Origin of the sequence: Citrobacter portucalensis (assembly GCF_023374935.1) — a bacterium.
Taxonomy (GTDB): domain Bacteria; phylum Pseudomonadota; class Gammaproteobacteria; order Enterobacterales; family Enterobacteriaceae; genus Citrobacter; species Citrobacter portucalensis.
This window is the reverse complement of sequence record NZ_CP092466.1, coordinates 955,328-977,473: the sequence shown is the minus strand read 5'-3', so window position 1 is coordinate 977,473 and position 22,146 is coordinate 955,328. Positions and strand designations below refer to the sequence as shown.

Genomic DNA, 22,146 nt, shown 5'->3' with positions numbered 1-22,146 from the left:
ACCGTAATCTCCTGGGACTTAAGAATCTATCTGCTCATCCTGACCTGACAGCCCGCTGAACTCAACCCTTTCATTCTCAGGGAGAAGTCCACGCCAGCCAAACTGTGATAACGCCTGCATCCAGACGTCATCCAGTCCGGCTCGAATAACCAGCGGTTCGCCGGTGAAAGGATGGGTCAGCGCAAGCTGGCTGGCATGCAGCATCAATCTCTGGCAACCGAAATGCTCTGCGGCGCTGCGGTTTTGCCGCAAATCACCGTGCTTGCTGTCGCCGATAATCGGATGGCGCAAGTGCGCCAGATGGCGTCTGAGCTGGTGCTTGCGACCGGTTTTAGGGTCCAGTTCCACCAGCCCGTAACGGGTAGTCGGATAACGCCCGGTCGCTACCGGCATTTCTACCGTTGCCAGGCCACGATAATGGGTGACAGCAGGCTGCGGGCCTTTATCATCACGGGCAAACTTATCGGCAATCTTATCCAGCTCTTCGACCAGCGGGTAATCCAGCACGGCATCATCCATCAGCCAGCCACGCACAATCGCATGATAGCGTTTCTGAATTTGATGATGTTCAAACTGCTGGGACAGCAAACGCCCGGCTTCGCTGGACAGTCCCATCAGCAGCACGCCGGAGGTTGGTCTGTCGAGACGATGGGCGGTAAATACGTGCTGACCAATTTGGTCGCGCACCGTTTGCATCACCACCACTTTCTCATCCCGGTCAAGCCAACTGCGGTGAACCAACCAGCCCGAAGGTTTATTGACGGCGACCAGCCATTCGTCCTGATAAAGAATTTCCAGCATCAGGCGTTATCACTTGTAAACAGCGCATCCAGCTCCTGCAATGCCGCCAGAAGAATGTCGCGTTGCGGGTGATCGGCTGCCAGCGCCATTTCGTAATACGGTGCGACGGCAAAAGCTTGCGGAAGCGGCTGCGCGTTATCAATCAACGTATGCATGCGGGGAATCAACACCCACTGCAGCCACTCGACCGGCTCCATGGTATCCATACAAAAAGGCTGCGTACTGGTAAACAGATGCTCTGCTGGCTCATCCATCCGCCAGTGATGATGTTCACGCAGTAGCGCTTCAAGTGCGTGTAACTGCTGGCGCACACGGTCATGAGTCGTCATGAAATTAACCTCAATGATGAAAAAATCTGGCGCGAAGAATAGCACTAGTGAAGGGAAATAAAAAAAGGGAGCACTGTAAAAACAGTGCTCCCGGTTCGTTTCGCAGCATTCCAGCTACTTTTAGTGCTCCCTGCTCATCCGTGACAACTTTTCCTGTGGTCTTGCGACCGTGTTCATCCTGAACTTTTGCATCCTGCTCACATCACCCCGATGTGAAAACTTCATCCTGAAGTATCCTGGCCATCCAGACCCGCCGAACATCCTGACCGGCTCTCATTCTCCATCCTGGAGGTGTCCTTTAACGCATCCAGCGTCTTCCTCTTTGCTTCGTCCTGAAGCCTGTCCTTGCAACACCGTCCTGGTGTGTCCTGGCGAAGAGCCATCATCCTGATGTTCTCTTCGTTGTGCGACTCCTTGTCGACAGATATAGAATCGCCTGTTTCGCTTTGTCTTACAAGATGCTTACAGGCTTATCCTTACGATTATTTTCGTATGAAAGTTGACAATAAAACACTAACCAATTGAATAATAATAAATTATTATTTTATCAATTCATTAAGTCTTTACTTATCACCTGGCAATGTCCTACAGGGCTTGTAAGAGATCTCTCACAAGATTCAGGGCAAACTGGATTACAGAACTGGCTTAAGTTGAGTGAGGAATTCCGCAAGTGAGGCCGCCAGCACCGTTCGTTTACGGGTTCCCAGCGTTTCTTTGCACACTTCACCGGACAGATTGCACACCGAAATGACGTCAAGCTCATTATCTTGTGTGGCAATAAAAAGCGTAGGTGATAGCTTGAGGCGCTTTTGCGTAACCAGATGACCAATCAGGTTTTCCTGAACGCGCCTGAAGTCATCTTCACTCCAGGTTTGCAGCAGCGTGAGCTTTTCATCCGCAAACTGCGCGTGCATATCACCAGCAAACTGGGTAGTGTAAAAAGCGTGAACGGCAGGTTGTACCACAATATCAAAGGCCCGTTCAACCGCATTGAGGTTATTTTCGCCGACACAAGGTTGAGGCTGCCAAAATACGGCATCGTCTGTGGAAGAAATGATGCACGGAGAAGGTACGCCATACAGCTCTTCGCTGAGCGGCCAACTGTTGTTTTTTTCATGCCATGCGTCGCAATAACGCGTCGTAAAGGCTATCAACGCCTGCGCTGTCAATTCGTCCACTGATTTCTCTCTTCACAAAAGCCAGGATACACTTGTCGCATAGTGTATCTGGTTTATGACGGTGAAACATGTCCTCTTATGAAAATCATCAGGCGCTTAACGGCCTGACACTCGGTAAATCAACGGATTACCGAGACAATTACGATGCAAGTCTGTTGCAGGGCGTTCCGCGCAGCCTGAATCGCGACCCGCTGGATTTAAAGGCCGATAACTTGCCCTTTCACGGTGCGGATATCTGGACGCTGTATGAACTGTCGTGGCTGAATGCCAACGGCTTACCGCAAGTCGCGGTCGGTCATGTGGAGCTGGATTACACCAGCGTAAATCTGATTGAGTCGAAAAGCTTTAAGCTGTACCTGAACAGTTTTAACCAGACGCGTTTTGATTCCTGGGACGCGGTACGCCAGACGCTGGAAAACGATCTGCGCGCCTGCGCTCAGGGCGATGTCAGCGTGGCGCTGTACCGCCTTGACGAACTGGAAGGGCAGCCGATAGCCCACTTTAATGGGACCTGTATCGACAATCAGGATATCGTCATCGACAACTATCAGTTCAGCACTGCGTATCTGGAAAATGCCGTGAGCGGTGAAAAGGCAGTCGAAGAGACGCTGGTCAGCCACCTGCTGAAATCCAACTGTCTGATCACCCACCAGCCCGACTGGGGCTCCATACAAATTCAGTATCGTGGACGGAAAATCGACAGAGAGAAGCTGCTGCGTTATCTGGTCTCCTTCCGCCACCATAATGAATTTCATGAGCAGTGCGTGGAACGTATTTTCAATGACATTCTGCGCTTCTGCCAGCCAGAGAAACTGAGCGTCTACGCACGCTACACGCGACGTGGTGGTCTGGACATTAACCCATGGCGCACCAACACCGATTTCACTCCGGCAACCGGTCGTCTGGTACGTCAGTAATCTTTTTTCTCAATTTTGCGTGCCGGATTCCGCGCGCAAGGTTGTGAAAGGTCATAAGCCAGGGCTATTGTAATCAATAGGGAATGACGTGTTGCGTCCCATAAGGAGTTTACTTGATTACACATATTAGCCCGCTTGGCTCAATGGATATGTTGTCGCAGCTGGAAGTCGATATGCTTAAACGCACGGCCAGCAGCGACCTGTATCAACTGTTTCGTAACTGTTCGCTTGCCGTTCTGAACTCCGGCAGTTTGACCGACAACAGTAAAGAACTGCTGTCCCGCTTTGAAAGTTTCGATATTAACGTACTGCGCCGCGAACGGGGCGTGAAGCTGGAACTGATCAACCCACCTGAAGATGCGTTTGTTGATGGACGCATTATTCGTGCGCTACAGGCTAACCTGTTTGCCGTACTGCGCGACATTCTGTTCGTCAATGGCCAGATCCATAACGCCGGTCGTTTTCAGCATCTGGATCTCGAAAGCTCGGTGCATATTACCAACCTCGTTTTCTCGATCCTGCGTAATGCCCGGGCGCTGCACGTCGGTGAAGCGCCGAACATGGTCGTCTGCTGGGGCGGTCACTCAATCAACGAAAATGAGTACCTGTATGCCCGTCGCGTCGGCACCCAACTGGGTCTGCGCGAACTGAACATCTGTACCGGCTGCGGTCCGGGGGCGATGGAAGCGCCAATGAAAGGCGCTGCGGTCGGCCACGCCCAGCAGCGATACAAAGACAGCCGCTTTATTGGCATGACCGAACCGTCAATCATCGCCGCTGAACCGCCTAACCCGCTGGTAAACGAACTGATCATCATGCCGGACATTGAAAAACGTCTGGAAGCGTTCGTGCGTATCGCCCACGGTATTATCATCTTCCCGGGTGGCGTAGGGACAGCAGAAGAGCTGCTGTATCTGCTGGGGATCCTGATGAATCCGGCCAACAAAGATCAAGTGCTGCCGCTGATCCTGACCGGACCAAAAGAGAGTGCGGATTACTTCCGCGTGTTGGACGAATTTATCGTGCACACGCTGGGGGAAGATGCGCGTCGCCACTATCGCATTATCATTGACGATGCGGCAGAAGTGGCGCGTCTGATGAAAAAAGCGATGCCGCTGGTGAAAGAAAACCGTCGCGACACAGGAGATGCTTACAGCTTTAACTGGTCGATTCGTATCGCACCTGATTTGCAGATGCCGTTCGAGCCGTCCCATGAAAACATGGCCAACCTGAAGCTGTACCCGGATCAACCCGTTGAAGTATTGGCCGCCGACCTGCGTCGTGCATTCTCGGGTATTGTGGCCGGTAACGTGAAGGAGGTCGGCATTCGCGCCATCGAAGAGTTTGGCCCGTACAAAATCCACGGTGACCGCGAAATGATGCGCCGCATGGACGATCTCCTGCAGGGCTTTGTTGCACAACATCGCATGAAGTTGCCAGGCTCCGCGTACATCCCTTGCTACGAGATCTGCGCCTGACCTTCAACACCCGCTAGCAGCGCTATAGCGGTGACAGTTTTGTCCATATCAAAGCCGGGTTTGGCGCATGCGCCTCCCGGCTTTTTTTAGTGATACCAGTCACATAGCTCAGACGATTATATAAATACCAATGATATGTCGTTAAATATAACGCGATACGCAAACGATTACCTTGAAAAACCAACCGTGATTTATCTTAGAAAATTATTATTAGTCGCCGAAATCATCTAAAAACAACAGTTTTTACAGCGCAACGCTCGTATCTTCGCGCCTTCGCTTTCATGAGATATGTCGTTAATGTTAGCCTTCGCGCCCGTAAATTCGCTTTGACTATTTTTTAACAGATTAATGGCCCAAATTTATCCACATAAAAGGTGGATTATTGCATTTGGGATCCCGATCACTGATACATTCATTACTAAAATGTATCTTTCCGCCCGCAAATTATTACGGCGAAAAATTATATAAAAAATCGCTCAACGAATTTCGATTTACAGTCGGGTACTTTCTCATTGGATTGACCCCAAACCCGACTTTTTAAGCTTCCTCCAGGAGAAATAGATGGAAAACACTCAAACCAGCACTATCGTTACGGGCCAGACCCGCAGCGCATGGCGCAAGACAGATACCATGTGGATGCTGGGCCTTTACGGCACGGCGATTGGCGCGGGTGTATTGTTCCTGCCGATTAACGCAGGCGTAGGCGGTATGATCCCGCTGATCATCATGGCGATCCTTGCCTTCCCAATGACTTTCTTTGCACACCGCGGCCTGACTCGCTTTGTGCTGTCCGGTAAAAATCCGGGTGAAGATATCACCGAAGTTGTAGAAGAACACTTTGGTGTTGGTGCAGGTAAACTGATTACCCTGCTCTACTTCTTCGCTATCTACCCGATTCTGTTGGTTTACAGCGTAGCAATCACCAACACGGTTGAAAGCTTCCTGACCCACCAGCTGGCGATTACGCCGCCGCCGCGCGCAATCCTGTCACTGATCCTGATTGTCGGCATGATGACCATCGTGCGCTTCGGTGAGCAGATGATCGTTAAGGCGATGAGCATCCTGGTATTCCCGTTCGTTGCGGCTCTGATGCTGCTGGCGCTGTACCTGATCCCTCAGTGGAGCGGTGCGATTCTGGAAACCATGTCATTTGACTCTGCGGCAACCACCGGCAACGGCCTGCTGTTGACCCTGTGGCTGGCAATTCCGGTAATGGTTTTCTCCTTCAACCACTCTCCGATCATCTCCTCCTTCGCCGTGGCGAAGCGTGAAGAGTACGGTGATGAAGCAGAGAAAAAATGCTCCAAGATTCTGGCATTCGCTCACATCATGATGGTACTGACCGTTATGTTCTTCGTCTTCAGCTGCGTGTTCAGCCTGACTCCGGCAGACCTGGCAGCAGCGAAAGAGCAGAACATCTCGATTCTGTCTTACCTGGCGAACCACTTTAACGCGCCGATTATTGCCTGGATGGCACCGATCATCGCGATTATCGCTATCACCAAATCCTTCCTGGGCCACTACCTGGGCGCACGTGAAGGCTTCAATGGTATGGTGATTAAGTCTCTGCGTGGCAAAGGCAAATCCATCGAAATCAACAAACTGAACAAAATCACTGCTCTGTTCATGCTGGTAACCACCTGGATTGTGGCGACGCTGAACCCAAGCATCCTCGGCATGATTGAGACCCTGGGTGGCCCAATCATCGCGATGATTCTGTTCCTGATGCCGATGTATGCCATTCAGAAAGTACCGGCAATGCGTAAGTACAGCGGCCATATCAGCAACGTCTTCGTTGTGATTATGGGCCTGATCGCTATCTCCGCTATTTTCTACTCTCTGTTCAGTTAATTCCCCTGCGCCGCTCCTCGGGGCGGCGCACCTCGATACACAATGGACGCCTCATGATTAGCGTATTCGATATTTTCAAAATCGGCATTGGCCCTTCCAGCTCCCACACTGTTGGCCCGATGAAAGCAGGCAAACAATTCACGGATGACCTGATTGCACGCGGAATTCTCACTGACGTAACCCGCGTAGTGGTTGATGTCTATGGCTCTTTATCTCTGACGGGGAAAGGTCACCATACCGACATCGCGATTATTATGGGCCTGGCGGGTAATCTGCCGGATACCGTAGACATTGATGCCATTCCGTCCTTTATCCAGGATGTGAATACTCATGGGCGTTTGCTGCTGGCAGACGGTCAACATGAGGTCGAGTTCCCGGTCGACAAGTGCATGAATTTCCATGCGGACAATCTATCCCTGCACGAAAACGGGATGCGCATTACCGCACTGGCGGGCGAAAAGGCCATTTACAGCCAGACTTACTATTCCATTGGCGGTGGGTTCATCGTTGATGAAGAACATTTTGGTTTACCGAACAACTCTCCGGTAAACGTGCCATATCCGTATAAATCCGCAGCTGATTTGCAACGTCATTGCCAGGAAACCGGCCTGTCGCTTTCCGGTCTGATGATGCAAAATGAACTGGCGCTGCACAGCAAAGAAGAGCTGGAACAGCATTTTGCTAACGTCTGGGAAGTGATGCGTAGCGGGATTGAACGCGGCATCACCACCGAAGGTGTATTGCCGGGCAAACTGCGCGTTCCGCGTCGTGCTGCTGCGCTGCGTCGCATGTTGGTCAGCAGTGACAAAACCACCACTGACCCGATGGCGGTTGTTGACTGGATCAACATGTTCGCGCTGGCCGTGAACGAAGAAAACGCAGCCGGTGGACGCGTGGTGACTGCACCAACCAACGGTGCATGCGGGATTGTTCCTGCCGTACTGGCGTATTACGACAAGTTTATCCGTGAAGTGAACGCTAACTCGCTGGCACGCTACATGCTGGTCGCGAGCGCCATTGGTTCACTGTACAAGATGAACGCCTCTATCTCTGGTGCCGAAGTCGGTTGTCAGGGTGAAGTTGGCGTCGCCTGCTCCATGGCAGCGGCTGGTCTGGCTGAACTGCTGGGTGGTAGCCCAATGCAGGTGTGCATCGCGGCAGAAATCGGTATGGAACACAACCTGGGTCTGACCTGCGACCCGGTTGCCGGCCAGGTTCAGGTACCGTGCATTGAGCGTAATGCCATTGCTTCGGTTAAAGCGGTGAACGCTGCACGTATGGCGCTGCGCCGTACCAGTGAACCACGCGTGTGCCTCGATAAAGTTATCGAGACCATGTACGAAACCGGTAAAGACATGAACGCCAAATACCGCGAAACCTCTCGTGGTGGTCTGGCGATGAAGATTGTCACCTGCGATTAATTCTCAGCACATTTTCGTATCTGTAGGCCGGATAAGGCGCTCGCCGCATCCGGCTTTTATTGCCTGATGGCGCTTCGCTTATCAGGCTTACGGATAGCGCTCTTTCGCAATGCTCGTCTCCACTCGTCGTGAATGTTACCCTACAGACTAATTTGTTAGGGAGAACACCGTGGCCGTCCACCTACTCATTGTTGATGCACTGAATCTCATCCGCCGTATTCACGCCGTACAGGGCTCCCCCTGCGTGGAGGCATGTCAGCACGCGCTCGATCAGCTGATTATGCACAGTCAGCCCACGCACGCCGTGGCGGTATTTGATGATGAAGCGCGTAACAGCGGCTGGCGTCACCAACGGTTACCTGACTACAAAGCCGGTCGCCCGCCGATGCCTGACGATTTACACCAGGAAATGCCCGCCTTACGCGCCGCTTTTGAACAGCGCGGCGTCTGCTGCTGGGTATCCAGCGGGAATGAAGCCGATGATTTAGCCGCCACTCTGGCGGTGAAAGTTAGCCAGGCGGGACACCAGGCGACTATCGTCTCAACCGATAAAGGCTACTGTCAGCTACTCTCCCCGACGCTGCGTATTCGTGATTATTTCCAGAAACGCTGGCTGGATGCGCCGTTTATCGAAAAAGAGTTCGGCGTACTGCCGCAACAGCTGCCTGATTACTGGGGACTGGCCGGGATCAGCAGTTCTAAAATACCGGGGGTTGCCGGTATTGGTCCTAAAAGTGCCACACAACTGCTGGCACAGTTTCCAACGCTGGAAGCGCTGTATGAACATCTGGATGACGTACCGGAGAAATGGCGTAAGAAACTCGAAGAACATCGGGAGATGGCGTTTTTGTGCCGCGATATCGCGCGGCTGCAAACAGACTTACATATCGACGGAAACTTACAACAGCTACGGCTGGCGCGGTAGCCTTATTTCCTGATGGCGCTGCGCTTATCCGGCCTACTTATTGTACAACCCTGTAGGCCAGATAAACGCCAGGTGATTACCAGGCGGTATGGTACAGCTCAACGATATCCCCAAGGCTCGCTTCACGCGGGTTTCCCCCGGTACAAACATCGTCAAATGCGGCTTGCGCCAGCGCAGGAATATCCTCTTTACGGACGCCAACATCGCGTAGATGCAGTGGGATACCTACATCGCGATTAAGGGCGAAGACGGCATCCACCGCCGCTTTGCGTGCCTCTGCCAGCGTCAGTCCTTCAACCTTAACCCCCATTACCCGGGCGATATCGCGGAATTTTTCCCCGGTGAATTCGGCGTTATAGTGCATCACGTGCGGCAGCAAAATGGCATTCGCGACGCCGTGCGGCGTGTTGTAGAACGCGCCTAACGGGTGTGCCATGCCATGCACTAATCCCAGACCTACGTTGGAGAAACCCATCCCGGCAACGTACTGGCCCAGAGCCATCGCTTCCCCCGCCTGGCTGTCGCCCGCAACGGAACCGCGTAATGACCCGGCAATAATTTCGATGGCTTTAATGTGCAGCGCATCGGTAAGCGCCCACGCAGCCCGCGTAATGTAGCCTTCAATGGCATGAGTCAGTGCATCTACGCCAGTAGCCGCTTTTAATGCAGCAGGCATGCCGTCCATCATGTCAGCATCAATGAACGCCACCTGCGGGATGTCATGTGGATCGACACAAACAAACTTACGCCGATTCTCTTCGTCAGTGATCACGTAGTTAATGGTCACTTCCGCCGCCGTTCCCGCTGTGGTTGGGATAGCCATAACTGGCACGCTCGGGAAGCGTGTCGGCGATAACCCTTCAAGGCTGCGTACATCCGCAAACTCCGGGTTATTGTTAATAATGCCAATCGCTTTACAGGTATCCTGCGGGGAGCCTCCACCAATGGCGACCAGATAGTCTGCGCCGCTTTGCTGAAAGACACTCAATCCTTCCTGCACTACCGCAATGGTTGGATTAGGAATAACGCCTGAATAGATTTCCCATGCCAGACCTGCAGCATCCATTCGGGAAGTCACCTTCTCAACAACGCCGCACTGCACCAGATTTTTATCAGTCACAATCAACGCTTTGCGATAACCACGACGAATAACTTCATCGGTTAATGCGCCAACAGCTCCCCGGCCAAACCATGCCGTTTCGTTCAGAATCATTCTGTTCGCCATCGTTTTATCTCCTATTCTTCAATACGCAATCCATATGTTTTGAATTTTTCCAGCACAATAGCGATAGCCTCATCGTCCAGTACCGGAACCGGATCGGTAATCGCCAGCGTGCTGAGATAAAGCTGCGCCAGCACTTCCACTTCATGCGCTAACCACAGGGCTTTTTCCAGATTTTCCTCGCAGGCGATCAGCCCATGATGCTGCAACAGCGTTGCTTTTCGGTTTTTCAGCGCTACCGCAACGTGCTCGGAAAGCTCACGCGTGCCAAATGTCGCATATGGCGCACAGGGAATTGAGTTACCGCCAGCCGCCGCAATCATGTAATGGATTGCCGGGATTGGCCGGTTGAGAATAGAAACAGCAGTACAATGCACAGCATGATTATGGACCACCGCCTGAGCATCGGGACGCGTCTGATAAGCGGCCATATGGAACCGCCACTCGCTGGAAGGTAATTTCCCTTCTTCGTGCTGCCCCTCAGCGTTGATGTACACAATGTGGGATTCGGTGAGTTTGTCATACGGAATACCCGTCGGGGTAATTAACATCCCGTCCTGGTAACGCACACTTACATTACCCGCAGTCCCCTGATTCAACCCCAGACGGGTCATTTCCAGGCAGGTATTGATAATCTGCCGTGCCAGCGTATTTCGTTCCATTACTTACCTCTCTCAGTGAGTCAAAATGCGACAACAGAACATTGCTAATACCTCGACGCTCTGTTGATTTAAGCGGGTATTTGCTAACTATCATCATGCTGAATAAAGAGAAGGGAATTTTTAGCACTGGATTTTGTGATGTTCATCAACTAATAACGCTGAATAAAAACATGCAGGCATAATATTACAATTGCAAAATGTCCGTTCTTAATAAAATCATTGTAAAACGGTCATTTGCGAATTAATTGTTACCATTGCCCGTTTTCCACTTAACTAATTAATTCGGGCATTATCCCTGTGGCTTTTTAATTTATTTTTCTCAAACGGTCATTGTTTTAAAGAAATTAAAGTGATGATAATCACATAAACCCACACCCTGAGCATAAATGTGACCACCATCATATTAATGGCCGGTTTTTATTTGAAAATGAATTCATGAGTTCATTCATGAAGGCCAATTTTATCTGGCAGGTTACCGGAACTCACCTGGATTAGCAGGTTGGTAAAAATCACCAATCGTACTCTTAAGCTGTTGAACATGCTTATGAACTGATGAGGATGCTATGGGAAACACATCAATACAAACACAAAGTTTTCATGCGGTAGAGCGGGGGCAGACAAAAAATTATGTCATTCCCTTCGCGTTACTCTGTTCACTGTTTTTTCTTTGGGCGGTTGCCAATAATCTTAATGACATTTTATTACCACAATTTCAGCAAGCTTTTACATTAACAAACTTTCAGGCTGGTCTGATTCAATCTGCTTTTTATTTTGGTTATTTCGTCATTCCAATCCCGGCCGGGATCTTGATGAAAAAACTAAGTTATAAAGCAGGCATTATTACCGGATTATTCTTATATGCCATCGGTGCAGCATTATTCTGGCCAGCGGCAGAGGTAATGAATTACACCTTATTCCTGATTGGCCTATTTATTATTGCGGCGGGCTTAGGTTGTCTGGAAACGGCTGCCAACCCCTTTGTAACCGTACTGGGCCCGGAAAGCGGCGGTCATTTCCGATTAAATCTCGCGCAAACTTTTAACTCATTTGGTGCCATTATTGCGGTTGTTTTTGGGCAAAGTCTTATTTTGTCTAATGTGCCACATCAATCTCAAGACGTACTCGATAAGATGGCGCCAGAACAGCTAAGCGCCTACAAGCACAGCCTGGTGTTATCGGTTCAAACCCCTTATATGATCATCGTCGCGGTCGTTTTGCTGGTCGCCCTGCTGATCATGTTTACCAAGTTTCCGACCCTGCAAAGTGACGATCACAGTGACAACGCTCAGAGTTCATTCTCCGCGTCTCTTTCCCGCCTGGTGCGCATTCGTCACTGGCGTTGGGCGGTACTGGCGCAGTTCTGCTACGTCGGTGCACAAACTGCCTGCTGGAGCTACCTGATTCGCTACGCAATCGAAGAGATCCCAGGCATGACGCCAGGTTTCGCCGCCAACTACCTGACCGGCACCATGGTGTGCTTCTTTATCGGTCGTTTCTCCGGCACCTGGCTTATCAGTCGCTTTGCGCCGCATAAAGTGCTGGCCGCATATGCCCTGCTTGCCATGATTCTGTGCCTGATTTCCGCTTTCACCGGTGGCCAGATCGGCCTGCTGGCCCTGACGTTGTGCAGCGCATTTATGTCGATTCAGTACCCAACCATTTTTTCTCTGGGGATCAAAAATCTGGGACAAGACACCAAATACGGCTCGTCTTTTATCGTCATGACCATCATTGGCGGCGGCATTGTGACCCCGGTGATGGGCTTTGTCAGCGATGCCGCTGGCAATATCCCGACCGCTGAACTGGTCCCGGCGCTTTGCTTCGCCATCATCTTTATTTTTGCCCGCTTCCGTTCACAAACGGCAGCCAACTGAATATTTATCCGAATAACGTGAGGAATCTGTGATGAAAAAAATCAGCTTACCAAAAATTGGTATTCGCCCGGTTATTGACGGACGTCGTATGGGTGTACGTGAGTCGCTCGAAGAGCAAACCATGAATATGGCTAAAGCTACCGCAGCGCTTATCACTGAAAAACTTCGTCATGCCTGCGGCGCACAAATTGAATGTGTGATTGCCGATACCTGTATCGCCGGCATGGCGGAATCCGCAGCCTGTGAAGAAAAATTCAGCAGCCAGAATGTTGGCGTGACGATTACCGTTACCCCATGTTGGTGCTACGGCAGTGAAACCATCGACATGGATCCGATGCGCCCGAAAGCGATCTGGGGCTTCAACGGCACGGAACGTCCGGGGGCGGTTTACCTGGCCGCCGCACTGGCAGCTCACAGCCAAAAAGGACTTCCGGCCTTCTCCATCTATGGTCATGACGTACAGGATGCAGACGACACATCTATCCCTGCCGATGTTGAAGAAAAACTGCTGCGCTTTGCCCGTGCCGGCTTAGCGGTCGCCAGTATGAAAGGGAAAAGCTACCTGTCTGTCGGTGGTGTATCAATGGGCATCGCCGGTTCTATCGTCGACCATAACTTCTTTGAATCCTGGCTGGGTATGAAGGTGCAGGCGGTTGATATGACCGAGCTGCGTCGTCGCATTGACCAGAAAATCTATGATGAAACCGAGCTGGAAATGGCGCTGGCGTGGGCGGACAAAAACTTCCGCTACGGCGAAGATCAGAACGCGCAGCAATATAAGCGTAACACTGAACAAAGCCGCGCAGTGCTGAAAGAAAGCCTGCTGATGGCTATGTGCATTCGCGACATGATGCAGGGTAACAAAAAGCTGGCAGACAAAGGTCTGGTCGAAGAATCCCTGGGCTATAACGCGATCGCCGCGGGCTTCCAGGGGCAACGTCACTGGACCGATCAATACCCAAATGGCGATACCGCCGAAGCGTTGCTCAACAGTTCCTTTGACTGGAATGGCGTTCGTGAACCGTTCGTTGTCGCAACCGAAAACGACAGCCTGAACGGCGTAGCGATGCTGTTCGGCCATCAACTCACCGGCACGGCCCAGGTCTTTGCCGATGTGCGCACCTACTGGTCGCCAGAGGCGGTTGAACGCGTGACGGGTAAACCGCTGACCGGCCTTGCTGAGCACGGCATCATTCACTTGATTAACTCCGGTTCTGCGGCACTGGACGGTTCCTGCAAACAGCGCGACAGCGAAGGTAAACCGACCATGAAACCACACTGGGAAATCTCGCAGAAAGAGGCGGATGAATGCCTGGCGGCAACCGAATGGTGCCCGGCTATTCACGAATACTTCCGCGGGGGCGGTTACTCATCTCGCTTCCTGACTGAAGGCGGTGTGCCGTTCACCATGAGCCGTATCAACATCATCAAAGGGTTGGGACCGGTGCTGCAAATCGCGGAAGGCTGGAGCGTGGAATTGCCGAAAGATATGCACGACCAGCTTGATGCGCGTACCAACTCCACATGGCCAACCACCTGGTTTGCTCCGCGCTTAACCGGCAAGGGCCCGTTCAGCGATGTCTATTCCGTCATGGCTAACTGGGGCGCTAACCACGGGGTGCTGACGATTGGTCACGTAGGTGCGGACTTTATCACTCTGGCTGCCATGCTGCGTATCCCTGTGTGCATGCACAACGTGGAAGACGAGAAAATTTATCGTCCTTCCTCCTGGGCCGCCCACGGTATGGATACGGAAGGTCAGGATTACCGCGCTTGTCAGAACTACGGTCCGCTGTATAAGCGTTAAACATCGAGCGATTGCCTGATGGCGGCGCGGCCTACGAAGCACACGGTTTTGTAGGCCGGATAAGGCGAAGCCACCATCAGGTAATAGGTAATCTCCCAGGAGCAATTATGAAACAAGAGGTTATTCTGGTTCTCGACTGTGGCGCGACCAACGTACGGGCCATTGCCGTTGACCGACAGGGGAAGATTGTCGCCCGCGCAGCGACCCCGAACGCCAGTGACATCGCCGCAGAAAACAGTGCCTGGCACCAATGGTCGCTGGAGGCCATTCTGCAACGCTTTGCCGACTGCTGTCAGCGGCTTTCCTCACAATTGGCCGCCTGCCAAATTCGCGGGATCGCCGTCACCACCTTCGGCGTGGACGGCGCGCTGGTGGATAAGAACGGCAAACAACTGTATCCGGTGATCAGCTGGAAATGCCCACGTACCGCAGCGGTAATGGAGAATATCCATCGCTACATGTCACCGCAGCAACTGCAGGAAATCTCCGGCGTTGGGGCGTTTAGCTTCAATACGCTGTACAAACTGGTGTGGCTGAAAGAGAACCACCCACAATTACTGGAACAGGCGCACGCCTGGCTGTTTATCTCGTCGCTTATCAACCAACGTTTAACCGGCGAGTTCACAACTGACATCACCATGGCAGGAACCAGCCAGATGCTGGATATCCAGCAACGTGATTTCAGCCAGGATATTTTGCAGGCAACAGGCATACCGCGTCGCCTGTTTCCGCGTCTGGTTGAAGCAGGCGAACAAATTGGGGTACTGCAACGCGAGGCCGCCAGCCAGCTCGGACTTCCAGAGGGTATTCCAGTCATCTCTGCCGGACACGACACACAGTTTGCGCTATTTGGCGCAGGAGCCCAACAGGATGAACCGGTACTCTCTTCCGGCACATGGGAAATTCTGATGGTGCGCAGTGCGCAGGTAAATACCTCCCTGCTCAGCCATTATGCGGGCTCCACCTGTGAGCTGGATAGTCAGCCAGGGCTTAACAATCCCGGTATGCAGTGGCTGGCTTCCGGCGTGCTTGAATGGGTTCGTAAGCTGTTGTGGACCGCCGACACGCCCTGGCAAACGTTGATTGATGAAGCTCGGGATATTCCCGCTGGTGCCGAAGGGGTGAAGATGCACTGCGACCTGCTGGCCTGTCAGAATGCGGGCTGGCAAGGGGTTACCCTCAATACGACTCGTGGGCACTTTTATCGCGCCGCGCTGGAAGGACTGACAGAACAGCTGCAGCGGAATCTGCAAACGCTGGAAAAAATCGGCTATTTCCAGGCCACTGAACTGCTATTAGTTGGCGGGGGCAGCCGCAACATCTTGTGGAACCAAATCAAAGCGAACGTTCTCGGGATCCCTGTCAAAGTGCTGGATGATGCCGAAACCACCGTGGCAGGCGCCGCAATGTTTGCCTGGTCAGGCATCGGGGAATTTACCTCCCCGGAGCAGGCGCGCGAACAGGTGCGCTATCAGTACCGTTACTTCTATCCGCAAACCGAATCCGAACTCACAGGAGTCGAGTAACATGCTTAAAACGATATCTCCCTTAATTTCCCCCGACTTACTGAAAGTGCTGGCCGAAATGGGACACGGCGATGAGATTATCTTTTCCGATGCCCACTTCCCGGCCAACAGCATGGGGCCACAGGTCATCCGCGCTGACGGTCTGCTGGTCAGCGATCTGCTGCGGGCGCTTATTCCGCTATTTGAACTGGACAGCTACGCCCCACCGCTGGTGATGATGGCTGCGGTTGAAGGCGACACTCTCGACCCTGACGTTGAGGCTCGCTATCGTCAGGCACTTTCATTACAGACCCCCTGCCCGGACATCACGCGTATTGACCGCTTTGCCTTTTACGAACGAGCACAAAAGGCGTTTGCGATCGTTATCACAGGAGAGCGGGCAAAGTACGGGAATATTCTTTTAAAAAAAGGGGTAACGCCGTAATCTCTGGTCAGAATGCCCGTCAGGTACGGGCATTCATCATTAGATGAGGATCAGAACATGAAAGCGGCGCGCCAGCAGGCAATCGTAGATCTGCTTACTAACCACAAAAGCCTGACAACCGAAGCCCTGGCTTTGCAGCTTAACGTCAGCAAAGAGACCATTCGCCGCGATCTCAGCGAGTTACAGACCCAGGGAAAAGTGTTACGCAATCACGGTCGGGCCAAAGTTATTCACCGGGAAAATCAGGACAGCGGTGACCCATTTCATATTCGACTCAAAAGCCACTATGCGCACAAAGCGGATATCGCCCGTGAAGCGTTGGCATGGATCGAAGAAGGTATGGTGATTGCCTTAGACGCCAGCTCTACCTGCTGGTATCTGGCGCGACAGTTACCGGACATCAACATTCACGTTTTTACCAACAGCCAGCCCATCTGCCAGGAATTGGCTAAACGTGAACACATTCAGCTTATCAGCTCCGGCGGTCGCCTTGAGCGCAAATACGGTTGCTACGTTAATCCCTCGCTTATCTCGCAGCTAAAACCACTCGAGATTGACCTGTTTATTTTTTCCTGCGAAGGGATCGACAGCGACGGTGCGCTCTGGGACTCAAATGCAACCAACGCAGACTTCAAATCCATTCTGCTTAAGCGTGCATCGCAGTCTTTATTACTGATCGATAAAAGTAAATTTAATCGTTCGGGAGAGGCCAGAATTGGGCATCTGGATGATGTGACGCATATTGTTTCAGATACACAGCTGATTGAAGCAATCCAGGCCGAATAGGGCGATTACGCCGCCATCCGGCCTGGGTTGTAGCCTTATCGCTCGTCGCGACGACCGCCGACAGCAGCCCACAGACGACGTACGTGAACGGTTACTTCTTCACGGTCATGATACAGCTGACGCGCCTGAATCTGGGCATTTACGCCATGTTCATCAAGCTGGGCCTGAATGTAAGCCAGGTTCTGTGATACCTCTTCGTAGCGTTTTTTCATCGGCAGCTTGAGGTTGAAGATCGTCTCACGACACCAGCCGTTGACCAGCCATTGTGCCATCAGCGCGGCAACCTTCGCCGGCTTCTCCACCATGTCACAGACCATCCACGAAATGTTATTGCGATTCGGACGGTACTTAAATCCGTCTTCACGTAGCCAGGTGACCTGCCCGGTATCCATCAGGCTTTGCGCCATCGGGCCGTTATCCACGGAATAAACCCACATGTTGCGTTTAACCAGCTGATAGGTCCATCCGCCCGGGCAGGCGCCTAAATCCACCGCATACATTCCGTTCGCCAGACGCTCATCCCATTCATCGGCAGGGATAAACACGTGCAGCGCTTCTTCCAGCTTGAGCGTTGAACGGCTCGGCGCATCGGCTGGAAACTTCAGACGCGGAATCCCCATGTAAAACGGTGAGTTATTGTCAGGCCAGGAATAGCCGGTATAACAACAGCCAGGGGCGATAAAGAAGACGTGAACCACCGGACGTTTTGGCGTTTCATACTTTGCCAGTACGCCTGCTTCGCGCAGCGCTGCACGCAACGGTACGGTAAATTTACGGCAAAATTTAACCAGCTCTTTGCTTTCATTGGTGTCGGCAACTTCTACTCGCAGATCGCCACCCTTTTCCACCACACCCTGCAACATGCCAACGATCGGTGTAATACGATCTTCCGGCGGTAAGTATTGCAGAAGCTCGCCCACCACAAACATTTGACGAGCAAAAATCAGCGAACTAAACGGCAGCTCTTTCACTAACTTTTCAGCATCGTCCTGCTGATAGCATTCGAAGATGACGTAACCCGCATTGTCTTTCACGCGGGCAAAACCGAAGATTTCCCGGCGTCCTGCTTTATCCGTAATTTCTGCGGCGCACTCTTTTTCAAAACCTGGGCGACACAACAATACAACCTTATTCATGGCTAACGCCCTTACGTTTCAATCGAATAGCGCCCACTAACATCAGCGCCCAGCCTACGAGGAAGCTGAAGCCGCCGACAGGGGTAACAAACGCCCACAGGCGTAAATGAGAGAGCGCGAGACAATACAGGCTGCCGCTAAACAGCACTGTACCTAATGCCAGAAACACGCTACTCCAGTAAAACCAAATACTAATGCGCCGTTGCATGGCGACGGCCAGGCCAAAGATAGCCAGCGTATGAAACGCCTGATACTCAAGGCCGGTCTGAATCCACCCCATTTCAACAACACCGAGGGTTTTGCTCAGAACATGTGCCCCAAAGGCGCCCAACGCCACAAAAATAAAGCCACTTACGGCGGCAAAAATCAGCATAAAACGGCTGGTCATTTGAATACCCTACGTAAATTATTGTTCATAACGAAAGCGGAATTTTTCTTGTTCCGTGGCCGCTTTCGCCAGAATCCACTGACGGAAGGCGGCTATTTTACCCAGTTCTGCCTGACTGTCATGACAAACCAGATAAAATGCGTTTTTGCTGACCAGAACATCGTTAAACGGACAGACCAGACGTCCGGCTTCAATTTCGGACTGCGCCATGACGTTGTTAGCCAGCGCGATCCCCTGTCCATGGATTGCAGCCTGTAGCACCATGGCGCTATGGCTGAAGATAGGTCCCTGCTGTACGTTGATATGATTCAGGCCAAGCTGGCGCGTATAGGCTTGCCAGTCTCGTCGCGACGCATCATGCAATAACGTGTGTTTTGCCAGGTCGTCCGGTGTCTTTAGCGGTTTATCACCGGTAAGCAACAGCGGAGAGCAGACCGGCAATAAATATTCTGCGTACAATTTTTCAACGCGCAGACCCGGCCAGTTGCCGCGTCCGTAGAAAATCGCCACATCAACATCATCAGCCAGTTTGTCTTCCTGACGGTCCACCGCCTGGATCCTGACATCGATTCCCGGATAAGCTGAGTTAAAGCTAGAGAGTCTGGGCACCAGCCATTGGATCGCAAAACTGGGCAATAAACTAACGGTAAGCGCACCTTTTGCACTGCGTGCCTGAAGTTTACGCGTCGCGTCGGTTAATTGCGAAAAAATCTCTTTAATGTCGAGAAAGTAGCTTTGACCTTCTTCCGTTAACAGCAAAGATCGATTGCGTCGACGAAACAGTTTTAGCCCCAAAAAATCCTCAAGTGACTTGATTTGGTGACTTACTGCGGCCTGCGTCACAAAAAGCTCTTCTGCTGCGCGAGTAAAGCTTAAATGACGCGCTGCAGCATCAAAAACACGTAACGCATTTAAGGGTGGTAATCGTTTTGACATGACTTTTAGGCTTTGATGTTAAATGAATTTAACAATTAGCTAACAGGCTGTAACCTATTAGTTTTTTTTATCTGAGCCATTATAAATTGTCCGTTGAGGTTCTACCAGCAAATACCTATAGTGGCGGCACTTCCTGAAGCCGGAACGAAAAGTTTTATCGGAATGCGTGTTCTGGTGGGCTTTTGGCTTACGGTTGTGATGTTGTGTTGTTGTGTTTGCAATTGGTCTGCGATTCAGACCATGGTAGCAAAGCTACCCTTTTTCACTTCCTGTACATTTACCCTGTCTGTCCATAGTGATTAATGTAGCACCGCCAAATTGCGGTGCTTTTTTTTGTCCACATTTCGTCGATGGCCGACCGGCTGTTATTGCTCCAGTTCTACCATCTCTTTCACGTCAGTACGGTTAATCTGCTGTTTGTTGCCGTTAGCGTCTTTATACGAAATCATCCCCGTCTCATTATCGGTCTGTGGTTTACCATCAGCTACGATTGAGCGGCCATCATTGGTGTGCATCACGTAATTCGAACCAGAACAGGCGCTCAGGGCAAAAGTCAGCATACAGGCAGAAATAATGGCGGCAGTCTTTTTCATCTTCTTCTCCTTAAAGCGATTTATGCTAGATAAAATGAATTCCATAACAGGCAAAAGTATTCGCCTAACACTATTTAGCATAAGACACTGAACGGGCTTTGCCAGGATATCCAGAGTATTCCGATGGTTAGCACAACCCTTGTATCAATGCCCTTTTTGCGCCACGATCGGTTTACTGAACTGAGGAATACCATGAACGCTTTTAACCCCGCGCACTTTCGCGCACAATTTCCCGCACTCAACGATGCTGGCGTTTATCTCGACAGCGCTGCTACGGCGCTGAAGCCGCAGGCGGTCATTGAGGCTACCCATCAGTTTTATAGCCTGAGTGCCGGGAACGTCCATCGCAGCCAGTTTGCTGAAGCCCAGCGCCTGACCGCACGCTATGAAGCCGCGCGGGAAAAAGTCGCACACCTGATTAATGCGTCGGATGACAAAACCATCGTCTGGACCCGCGGCACAACGGAAGCGATCAACATGGTTGCCCAAAGCTATGCGCGTCCACGCCTTCAACCGGGTGATGAGATTATCGTTAGCGCAGCGGAACATCACGCCAACCTCGTTCCCTGGCTGATGGTCGCGGAACAAACGGGGGCTAAGGTCGTCAAACTCCCACTCAACCTCCATTTATTGCCAGACGTTGAGCGCCTCACGCAGCTCATTACCCCGCGCAGCCGCATTCTGGCGCTCGGGCAAATGTCGAACGTCACCGGTGGCTGCCCGGATCTGGCCCGCGCCATTACGCTCGCCCATGCGGCTGGCATGGTGGTGATGGTTGATGGTGCCCAGGGGATTGTGCATTACCCTGCCGATGTACAGCAGTTGGATATTGATTTCTATGCGTTTTCAGGCCACAAGCTATATGGCCCCACCGGTATTGGCGTGCTGTACGGTAAGCCGGAACTGTTGGAAGCCATGTCTCCCTGGCTTGGGGGCGGTAAGATGATTAGCGAAGTCAGTTTTGACGGTTTCACCACTCAGCCCGCACCATGGAAGCTGGAAGCCGGTACGCCTAACGTTGCAGGCGTTATCGGGCTAAGCGCGGCGCTCGAATGGCTGGCGGACGTCGACGTTGCGCAGGCCGAAAACTGGAGCCGGGGTCTGGCGACGCTGGCAGAAGATGCCCTGGCGAAACGCCCTGGCTTTCGTTCCTTCCGCTGCCAGGACTCCAGTCTGTTAGCCTTTGATTTCGCGGGTGTTCATCACAGCGATATGGTCACTCTGCTGGCCGAATATGGCATTGCGCTGCGCGCGGGGCAACACTGCGCACAGCCGTTGCTGGCGGAGCTGGGCGTATCCGGAACACTACGCGCCTCATTTGCCCCTTATAATACCCAAAGCGATGTGGATGCGTTGGTCGCAGCCGTCGACCGCGCGCTGGAAATATTGGTGGATTAATGACAAGCCCTCTGTTCGCCGGACACCCGTTTGGCACAACCGTAACCGAAGAGACGTTACGCAATACCTTTATCCCGCTTACTCAGTGGGAAGATAAATATCGCCAGCTGATTCTGCTGGGTAAGCAGTTGCCGGCGCTCCCGGATGCGCTAAAGGCGCAGGTCAAAGAAATTGCGGGCTGCGAAAACCGCGTCTGGCTGGGGCATACTCTTCATGAGAATGGCACTCTGCATTTCTTCGGCGACAGCGAAGGTCGAATAGTACGTGGGCTGTTGGCGGTATTACTCACCGCGGTCGAAGGTAAAACGGCAGCCGAGTTACTGGCGCGTTCGCCGATGGCGTTATTTGACGAACTGGGTTTACGCGCGCAGCTCAGCGCCTCGCGTAGCCAGGGACTACATGCTCTGAACGAAGCGATTCTCGAGGCGGCCCAGAAAGCCGGATGACGACGCAGATACGTCTTATCCGGCCTACAACACTGCACGAACCGTAGG

Annotated in this window: 21 protein-coding genes; 12 read left to right on the top strand and 9 right to left on the bottom strand. The window is 52.1% G+C overall.

Translation table 11 applies throughout. The annotated features are described in order from the left end of the window. Nucleotides 1-18: 18 nt before the first annotated feature. From truC to syd, 3 genes are all read right to left on the bottom strand, one after another. Complete coding sequence (gene truC / locus LY264_RS04695; protein ID WP_003825671.1) at nt 19-801, bottom strand: tRNA pseudouridine(65) synthase TruC; 783 nt, start codon at nt 799-801, stop codon at nt 19-21. Continuing rightward, nucleotides 801-1,130 carry a YqcC family protein gene (locus LY264_RS04690; RefSeq protein WP_003825670.1) on the bottom strand — a complete coding sequence of 110 codons (330 nt, stop codon included), beginning with the start codon at nt 1,128-1,130 and terminating at the stop codon, nt 801-803. The genes truC and LY264_RS04690 overlap by 1 nt, the downstream gene beginning before the upstream one ends. Nucleotides 1,131-1,762: 632 nt before the next feature. Continuing rightward, on the bottom strand, nt 1,763-2,308 hold the full coding sequence (gene syd, locus LY264_RS04685; protein WP_048225351.1) for a SecY-interacting protein: 546 nt from the start codon (nt 2,306-2,308) through the stop codon (nt 1,763-1,765). 68 nt (nt 2,309-2,376) lie between these two features. Here syd and queF point away from each other — a divergent pair, with 68 nt between their 5' ends. The 5 genes from queF (at nt 2,377) to xni (ending at nt 8,900) form a co-directional block, all read left to right on the top strand. Then, nucleotides 2,377-3,225, top strand: coding sequence for an NADPH-dependent 7-cyano-7-deazaguanine reductase QueF (gene queF / locus LY264_RS04680; protein WP_003825665.1), 849 nt, complete (start codon nt 2,377-2,379; stop codon nt 3,223-3,225). A gap of 113 nt (nt 3,226-3,338) precedes the next feature. Then, nucleotides 3,339-4,703 carry a nucleotide 5'-monophosphate nucleosidase PpnN gene (gene ppnN, locus LY264_RS04675; RefSeq protein WP_003840366.1) on the top strand — a complete coding sequence of 455 codons (1,365 nt, stop codon included), beginning with the start codon at nt 3,339-3,341 and terminating at the stop codon, nt 4,701-4,703. A 561-nt stretch (nt 4,704-5,264) separates the two neighbouring features. Continuing rightward, complete coding sequence (locus LY264_RS04670; protein WP_003034073.1) at nt 5,265-6,554, top strand: HAAAP family serine/threonine permease; 1,290 nt, start codon at nt 5,265-5,267, stop codon at nt 6,552-6,554. Between the two features lie 53 nt (nt 6,555-6,607). Next, nucleotides 6,608-7,975, top strand: coding sequence for an L-serine ammonia-lyase (locus tag LY264_RS04665; RefSeq protein ID WP_003034070.1), 1,368 nt, complete (start codon nt 6,608-6,610; stop codon nt 7,973-7,975). A gap of 169 nt (nt 7,976-8,144) precedes the next feature. Next, entirely contained in the window at nt 8,145-8,900 is a 756-nt protein-coding gene (gene xni / locus LY264_RS04660) for a flap endonuclease Xni (RefSeq protein ID WP_048225352.1), read from the top strand. A gap of 76 nt (nt 8,901-8,976) precedes the next feature. Here the strand turns inward: xni and fucO are convergent, their stop codons facing one another. Together fucO and fucA are read right to left on the bottom strand one after the other, a co-directional pair. Further along, a complete protein-coding gene (gene fucO, locus LY264_RS04655; RefSeq protein ID WP_003825658.1) occupies nt 8,977-10,125 on the bottom strand; it encodes a lactaldehyde reductase in 1,149 nt (382 codons plus the stop codon). 11 nt (nt 10,126-10,136) lie between these two features. Next, nucleotides 10,137-10,784, bottom strand: coding sequence for an L-fuculose-phosphate aldolase (fucA, locus tag LY264_RS04650; RefSeq protein WP_003825656.1), 648 nt, complete (start codon nt 10,782-10,784; stop codon nt 10,137-10,139). A 563-nt stretch (nt 10,785-11,347) separates the two neighbouring features. Between fucA and fucP the strand changes: the two genes are divergently transcribed. From fucP to fucR, 5 genes are all read left to right on the top strand, one after another. Continuing rightward, nucleotides 11,348-12,658 (top strand): L-fucose:H+ symporter permease, encoded by a 1,311-nt coding sequence (gene fucP / locus LY264_RS04645; RefSeq protein WP_008785696.1) that lies wholly within the window; start codon nt 11,348-11,350, stop codon nt 12,656-12,658. A gap of 31 nt (nt 12,659-12,689) precedes the next feature. After that, complete coding sequence (fucI, locus tag LY264_RS04640; protein ID WP_048225359.1) at nt 12,690-14,465, top strand: L-fucose isomerase; 1,776 nt, start codon at nt 12,690-12,692, stop codon at nt 14,463-14,465. Between the two features lie 107 nt (nt 14,466-14,572). After that, nucleotides 14,573-15,991, top strand: a complete 1,419-nt coding sequence (gene fucK / locus LY264_RS04635; protein ID WP_048225361.1) for an L-fuculokinase — start codon at nt 14,573-14,575, stop codon at nt 15,989-15,991. 1 nt (nt 15,992) lies between these two features. Next, a complete protein-coding gene (fucU, locus tag LY264_RS04630) occupies nt 15,993-16,415 on the top strand; it encodes an L-fucose mutarotase (protein ID WP_048225364.1) in 423 nt (140 codons plus the stop codon). Between the two features lie 57 nt (nt 16,416-16,472). Beyond that, on the top strand, nt 16,473-17,201 hold the full coding sequence (gene fucR, locus LY264_RS04625) for an L-fucose operon activator (RefSeq protein ID WP_003825642.1): 729 nt from the start codon (nt 16,473-16,475) through the stop codon (nt 17,199-17,201). 35 nt (nt 17,202-17,236) lie between these two features. Here the strand turns inward: fucR and rlmM are convergent, their stop codons facing one another. From rlmM to LY264_RS04605, 4 genes are all read right to left on the bottom strand, one after another. Next, complete coding sequence (gene rlmM, locus LY264_RS04620; protein ID WP_003034040.1) at nt 17,237-18,337, bottom strand: 23S rRNA (cytidine(2498)-2'-O)-methyltransferase RlmM; 1,101 nt, start codon at nt 18,335-18,337, stop codon at nt 17,237-17,239. Next, the gene (locus LY264_RS04615) at nt 18,330-18,725 is read right to left on the bottom strand and encodes a DUF423 domain-containing protein (RefSeq protein ID WP_003034037.1); all 396 of its coding nucleotides are present in this window, start codon (nt 18,723-18,725) and stop codon (nt 18,330-18,332) included. Before LY264_RS04615 ends, rlmM begins: the two co-directional genes overlap by 8 nt. A gap of 18 nt (nt 18,726-18,743) precedes the next feature. Beyond that, nucleotides 18,744-19,661 (bottom strand): glycine cleavage system transcriptional regulator GcvA, encoded by a 918-nt coding sequence (gcvA, locus tag LY264_RS04610; protein WP_003034035.1) that lies wholly within the window; start codon nt 19,659-19,661, stop codon nt 18,744-18,746. A gap of 365 nt (nt 19,662-20,026) precedes the next feature. Beyond that, nucleotides 20,027-20,254 (bottom strand): YgdI/YgdR family lipoprotein, encoded by a 228-nt coding sequence (locus LY264_RS04605; protein WP_003825635.1) that lies wholly within the window; start codon nt 20,252-20,254, stop codon nt 20,027-20,029. Nucleotides 20,255-20,446: 192 nt separating this feature from the next. Between LY264_RS04605 and csdA the strand changes: the two genes are divergently transcribed. Together csdA and csdE are read left to right on the top strand one after the other, a co-directional pair. Then, the gene (gene csdA, locus LY264_RS04600) at nt 20,447-21,652 is read left to right on the top strand and encodes a cysteine desulfurase CsdA (protein ID WP_071692230.1); all 1,206 of its coding nucleotides are present in this window, start codon (nt 20,447-20,449) and stop codon (nt 21,650-21,652) included. Then, nucleotides 21,652-22,098 (top strand): cysteine desulfurase sulfur acceptor subunit CsdE, encoded by a 447-nt coding sequence (gene csdE / locus LY264_RS04595; protein ID WP_048225371.1) that lies wholly within the window; start codon nt 21,652-21,654, stop codon nt 22,096-22,098. The genes csdA and csdE overlap by 1 nt, the downstream gene beginning before the upstream one ends. The last annotated feature ends 48 nt before the right edge of the window (nt 22,099-22,146 follow it).